Consider the following 5661-nt stretch of genomic DNA (forward strand, 5'->3'; position numbering starts at 1 on the left):
GAATAGAGAGCTGACGATGACCTACTCTCACATGGGCGAACCACACTACCATTGGCGCTACGATGTTTCACTTCTGAGTTCGGGAAGGGATCAGGTGGGGCCATCGCGCTATTGTCGTCAGCAAAGGGGGTTAGATATGAGTCTGTTGTTTTTATTGTTTGACTATAAATGTTTAGTTTATGGTCGATCAACTTGTAACCTAACTGAATCAAGGTTAAAGGTGATATCGAAATGTTCTTTCTTATTCTATAGCCTGAGCTATACAAGATAGATTAATTAGACTTGGTTACAAACCACTTGGGTGTTGTATGGTCAAGCCAAACGAGCAATTAGTACAGGTTAGCTACACGCATCGCTGCGCTTCCACACCCTGCCTATCAACGTCCTAGTCTTGAACGGCTCTTTAGGGAAATCTAATCTTGAGGTGGGCTTCCCGCTTAGATGCTTTCAGCGGTTATCCCATCCGAACGTAGCTACCGGGCAATGCCACTGGCGTGACAACCCGAACACCAGAGGTTCGTCCACTCTGGTCCTCTCGTACTAGGAGCAGATCCTCTCAAATTTCCAACGCCCACGGTAGATAGGGACCGAACTGTCTCACGACGTTCTAAACCCAGCTCGCGTACCTCTTTAAATGGCGAACAGCCATACCCTTAGGACCTGCTTCAGCCCTAGGATGAGATGAGCCGACATCGAGGTGCCAAACACCGCCGTCGATATGAACTCTTGGGCGGTATCAGCCTGTTATCCCCAGAGTACCTTTTATCCGTTGAGCGATGGCCCTTCCATACAGAACCACCGGATCACTAAGACCTACTTTCGTACCTGCTCGACTTGTGGGTCTCGCAGTTAAGCGCGCTTTTGCCTTTATACTCTACGACCGATTTCCGACCGGTCTGAGCGCACCTTCGTACTCCTCCGTTACTCTTTAGGAGGAGACCGCCCCAGTCAAACTACCCACCATACATTGTCCTCGGTATTGTTATACCTGAGTTAGAACCCCAACATGACCAGGGTGGTATTTCAAGATTGGCTCCACCGAGACTAGCGTCTCGGCTTCAAAGCCTCCCACCTATCCTGCACAAGTCAGGTCAAAGTTCAATGTAAAGCTGTAGTAAAGGTTCACGGGGTCTTTCCGTCTAGCCGCGGGTACACAGCATCTTCACTGCGATTTCGATTTCACTGAGTCTCTGCTGGAGACAGCGCTGCCATCATTATGTCATTCGTGCAGGTCGGAACTTACCCGACAAGGAATTTCGCTACCTTAGGACCGTTATAGTTACGGCCGCCGTTTACTGGGGCTTCGATCAAGAGCTTCGCTTACGCTAACCCCATCAATTAACCTTCCAGCACCGGGCAGACATCACACCCTATACGTCCACTTTCGTGTTTGCAGAGTGCTGTGTTTTTAATAAACAGTTGCAGCAGCCTGGTATCTGCGACTGCCAACAGCTCAAGGAGCAAGTCCTATCACCATCAACAGCGTACCTTCTCCCGAAGTTACGGTACCATTTTGCCTAGTTCCTTCAGCAGAGTTCTCTCAAGCGCCTTGGTATTCTCTACCTGATCACCTGTGTCGGTTTAGGGTACGATTCGTTTATAACTATTGCTTAGAAGCTTTTCCTGGAAGCATGGTATTTGCCACTTCGCTGTACAAGTACAGCTTGCTATCAGATCTCGGTATAAAATAGCCCGGATTTACCTAAGCTATAAACCTACATCCTTTCACCTGGACAACCAACGCCAGGCTGACATAACCTTCTCCGTCCCTCCATCGCATTATAAACAAGTATCGGAATATTAACCGATTTCCCATCGACTACGCCTTTCGGCCTCGCCTTAGGGGTCGACTCACCCAGCCCCGATTAACGTTGGACTGGAACCCTTGATCTTCCGGCGTGCGAGCTTTTCACTCGCATTATCGTTACTCACGTCAGCATTCGCTCTTGTGATACCTCCAGCATGCTTTACAACACACCTTCACAGGCTTACACAACGCTCCCCTACCACTTGAAAACAAATTCAAATCCGCAGCTTCGGCTCCTAGTTTGAGCCCCGTTACATCTTCCGCGCGGGCCGACTCGACTAGTGAGCTATTACGCTTTCTTTAAAGGATGGCTGCTTCTAAGCCAACCTCCTAGCTGTCTATGCCTTCCCACCTCGTTTCCCACTTAACTAGGAATTTGGGGCCTTAGCTGGCGGTCTGGGTTGTTTCCCTCTCCACGATGGACGTTAGCACCCACCGTGTGTCTCCCGGATATCACTCATCGGTATTCGGAGTTTGCATCGGTTTGGTAAGTCGGTATGACCCCCTAGCCGAAACAGTGCTCTACCCCCAATGGTGTTCGTCCGAGGCGCTACCTAAATAGCTTTCGGGGAGAACCAGCTATCACCGAGTTTGATTAGCCTTTCACCCCTATCCACAAGTCATCCCCTGGCTTTTCAACGACAGTGGGTTCGGTCCTCCGGTGCCTGTTACGGCACTTTCAACCTGCTCATGGATAGATCACTCGGTTTCGGGTCTATACCCTGCAACTAAACGCCCTATTAAGACTCGGTTTCCCTACGGCTCCCCTAAACGGTTAACCTTGCTACAGAATATAAGTCGCTGACCCATTATACAAAAGGTACGCGGTCACCCAACAAGTGGGCTCCCACTGCTTGTACGCACACGGTTTCAGGTTCTATTTCACTCCCCTCACAGGGGTTCTTTTCGCCTTTCCCTCACGGTACTGGTTCACTATCGGTCAGTCAGGAGTATTTAGCCTTGGAGGATGGTCCCCCCATCTTCAAACAGGATTTCTCGTGCCCCGCTCTACTTAATATGTTAACTCTAATGTTTCGAATACAGGACTATCACCTACTACGGTCAGCTTTCCCACGCTGTTCTTCTACATTAGAATTAATCGGCTTCTCCCCGTTCGCTCGCCGCTACTAGGGGAATCTCAATTGATGTCTATTCCTAAGGGTACTGAGATGTTTCACTTCCCCTCGTTCGCTTCCTAATAAATTAGGATACCTACCTTATGGTAAGTGGGTTTCCCCATTCAGAAATCTCCGGATCACAGGATATTGCCGCCTCCCCGAAGCTTATCGCAGGCTGTCACGTCTTTCATCGCCTCTGACTGCCAAGGCATCCACCATGTGCGCTTCATTACTTGACCATACAACCCCAAGTAGTCTTTCGACTTCTAAGTGTCATACAATCTAATTATGATAACGATATCACCTATGTTTATACGCTTGATTCAGTTCTCTTTACTTTTTTAATAACTCACCCCTGGGATAACAACTGATGTCGTTAAGAGGTGAGTTATTAAGGTTAAGAAGTGCGCGTGAACACGCTCTTCTTAACCCAGACTCATATCTATGTTTTTAAATAGTCTCTATGCTCTCGTCGAGTCACAGATTCTGTATAAAACAGAAAGAAGTAATCATTAACAATCACTTGTTTCTATTTAATACCTATTTATTTATTAGCATCTAAAGCTTACTTAGCCGTCTTAGTAGTGGTGGAGCCAAACGGAGTCGAACCGTTGACCTCCTGCGTGCAAGGCAGGCGCTCTACCAACTGAGCTATGGCCCCATTGTAAAATGGTGGGTCTAGGTGGACTTGAACCACCGACCCCCGCGTTATCAACACGGTGCTCTAACCAGCTGAGCTACAGACCCTAATACGTTTGTTAAAAACGTAAGCTTAAACTAAAGAACAACTTGTTGTGAATTCTTGCTGACCGAATGCGTCTATAAGGAGGTGATCCAGCCGCAGGTTCCCCTACGGCTACCTTGTTACGACTTCACCCCAGTCATCAACCACACCGTGGTGAACGCCTCCCCGAAGGTTAAGCTATCCACTTCTGGTGCAATCAACTCCCATGGTGTGACGGGCGGTGTGTACAAGGCCCGGGAACGTATTCACCGCGGCATTCTGATCCGCGATTACTAGCGATTCCTACTTCATGGAGTCGAGTTGCAGACTCCAATCTGGACTACGATAGGCTTTTTGAGATTCGCATCACATCGCTGTGTAGCTGCCCTCTGTACCTACCATTGTAGCACGTGTGTAGCCCTGGTCGTAAGGGCCATGATGACTTGACGTCGTCCCCGCCTTCCTCCAGTTTGTCACTGGCAGTATCCTTAGAGTTCCCGGCTTAACCCGCTGGTAACTAAGGACAAGGGTTGCGCTCGTTGCGGGACTTAACCCAACATCTCACGACACGAGCTGACGACAGCCATGCAGCACCTGTATTCTAATTCCCGAAGGCACTCCCGCATCTCTGCAGGATTCTAGATATGTCAAGACCAGGTAAGGTTCTTCGCGTTGCATCGAATTAAACCACATGCTCCACCGCTTGTGCGGGCCCCCGTCAATTCATTTGAGTTTTAACCTTGCGGCCGTACTCCCCAGGCGGTCTACTTATTGCGTTAGCTGCGTCACTAAGTCCTCAAGGGACCCAACGACTAGTAGACATCGTTTACGGCGTGGACTACCAGGGTATCTAATCCTGTTTGCTACCCACGCTTTCGAGCCTCAGTGTCAGTATGATGCCAGGAAGCTGCCTTCGCCATCGGTATTCCTTCAGATCTCTACGCATTTCACCGCTACACCTGAAATTCTACTTCCCTCTCACCTACTCTAGCCTAACAGTTTCAGATGCAGTTCCCAGGTTAAGCCCGGGGATTTCACATCTGACTTATCAAGCCACCTACGCTCGCTTTACGCCCAGTAATTCCGATTAACGCTTGCACCCTCTGTATTACCGCGGCTGCTGGCACAGAGTTAGCCGGTGCTTATTCTGCAGCTAATGTCATCGTCTCCGGGTATTAACCGAAGAGTCTTCTTCACTGCTTAAAGTGCTTTACAACCAAAAGGCCTTCTTCACACACGCGGCATGGCTGGATCAGGGTTTCCCCCATTGTCCAATATTCCCCACTGCTGCCTCCCGTAGGAGTCCGGGCCGTGTCTCAGTCCCGGTGTGGCTGATCATCCTCTCAGACCAGCTACAGATCGTCGCCATGGTAGGCCTTTACCCCACCATCTAGCTAATCCGACTTAGGCTCATCTAATAGCGAGAGCAGTAAACTGCCCCCTTTCTCCCGTAGGTCGTATGCGGTATTAATACGAGTTTCCCCGTGCTATCCCCCACTACTAGGTAGATTCCTAAGTATTACTCACCCGTCCGCCGCTCGACGCCTGGTAGCAAGCTACCATCGTTTCCGCTCGACTTGCATGTGTTAAGCCTGCCGCCAGCGTTCAATCTGAGCCATGATCAAACTCTTCAGTTTAATCTTGCTATGAAGCTCTTTAAAGAAGCTTCTAAACTTGGCTCATCTAATCTGGCAAAATCGCTAAAAATTATGTTCGTAATGAATTAACTTTGAGTTTTTCTGCTGTCTTAAATGATAATTTTTATAGTTAATAATCTTCCCGAAAAGAAAAGATAGTCAACTTTATTTTTTAGCATTCTGAATCAGCAAAAATCCACACAAGTTGTTCTTTAGTTATGCTTTTAAATAATGTCTGACACTGTCGTCCAGTGCTAGTATTTCAAACTAAATAAGTCAGCCAATGTGGCTTATCCTATTTAGCGAGCTGACCATCATATCATGTTTTAATAGTCTGTCAACTTCTTTTTTTAATTTGTTTCAACAAGTTAACTG

2 tRNA genes and 3 rRNA genes are annotated in these 5661 nt (G+C 48.2%); all 5 read right to left on the bottom strand.

The window, feature by feature from the left end:
* Nucleotides 1-8: 8 nt before the first annotated feature.
* Nucleotides 9-122: ribosomal RNA gene (gene rrf, locus I3254_RS00170) — 5S ribosomal RNA — on the bottom strand.
* A gap of 186 nt (nt 123-308) precedes the next feature.
* Nucleotides 309-3164 (bottom strand): 23S ribosomal RNA (locus I3254_RS00175).
* 346 nt (nt 3165-3510) lie between these two features.
* Nucleotides 3511-3586 (bottom strand) — tRNA-Ala (locus tag I3254_RS00180).
* Nucleotides 3587-3595: 9 nt separating this feature from the next.
* A tRNA-Ile gene (locus I3254_RS00185) sits at nt 3596-3672 on the bottom strand.
* A gap of 75 nt (nt 3673-3747) precedes the next feature.
* Nucleotides 3748-5286, bottom strand: a 16S ribosomal RNA gene (locus I3254_RS00190).
* The 16S, 23S and 5S rRNA genes sit together here with 2 tRNA genes alongside, the layout of an rRNA operon.
* Nucleotides 5287-5661 lie beyond the last annotated feature (375 nt).

The organism is Psychrobacter sp. Ps2 (assembly GCF_022129405.1).
GTDB lineage: Bacteria > Pseudomonadota > Gammaproteobacteria > Pseudomonadales > Moraxellaceae > Psychrobacter.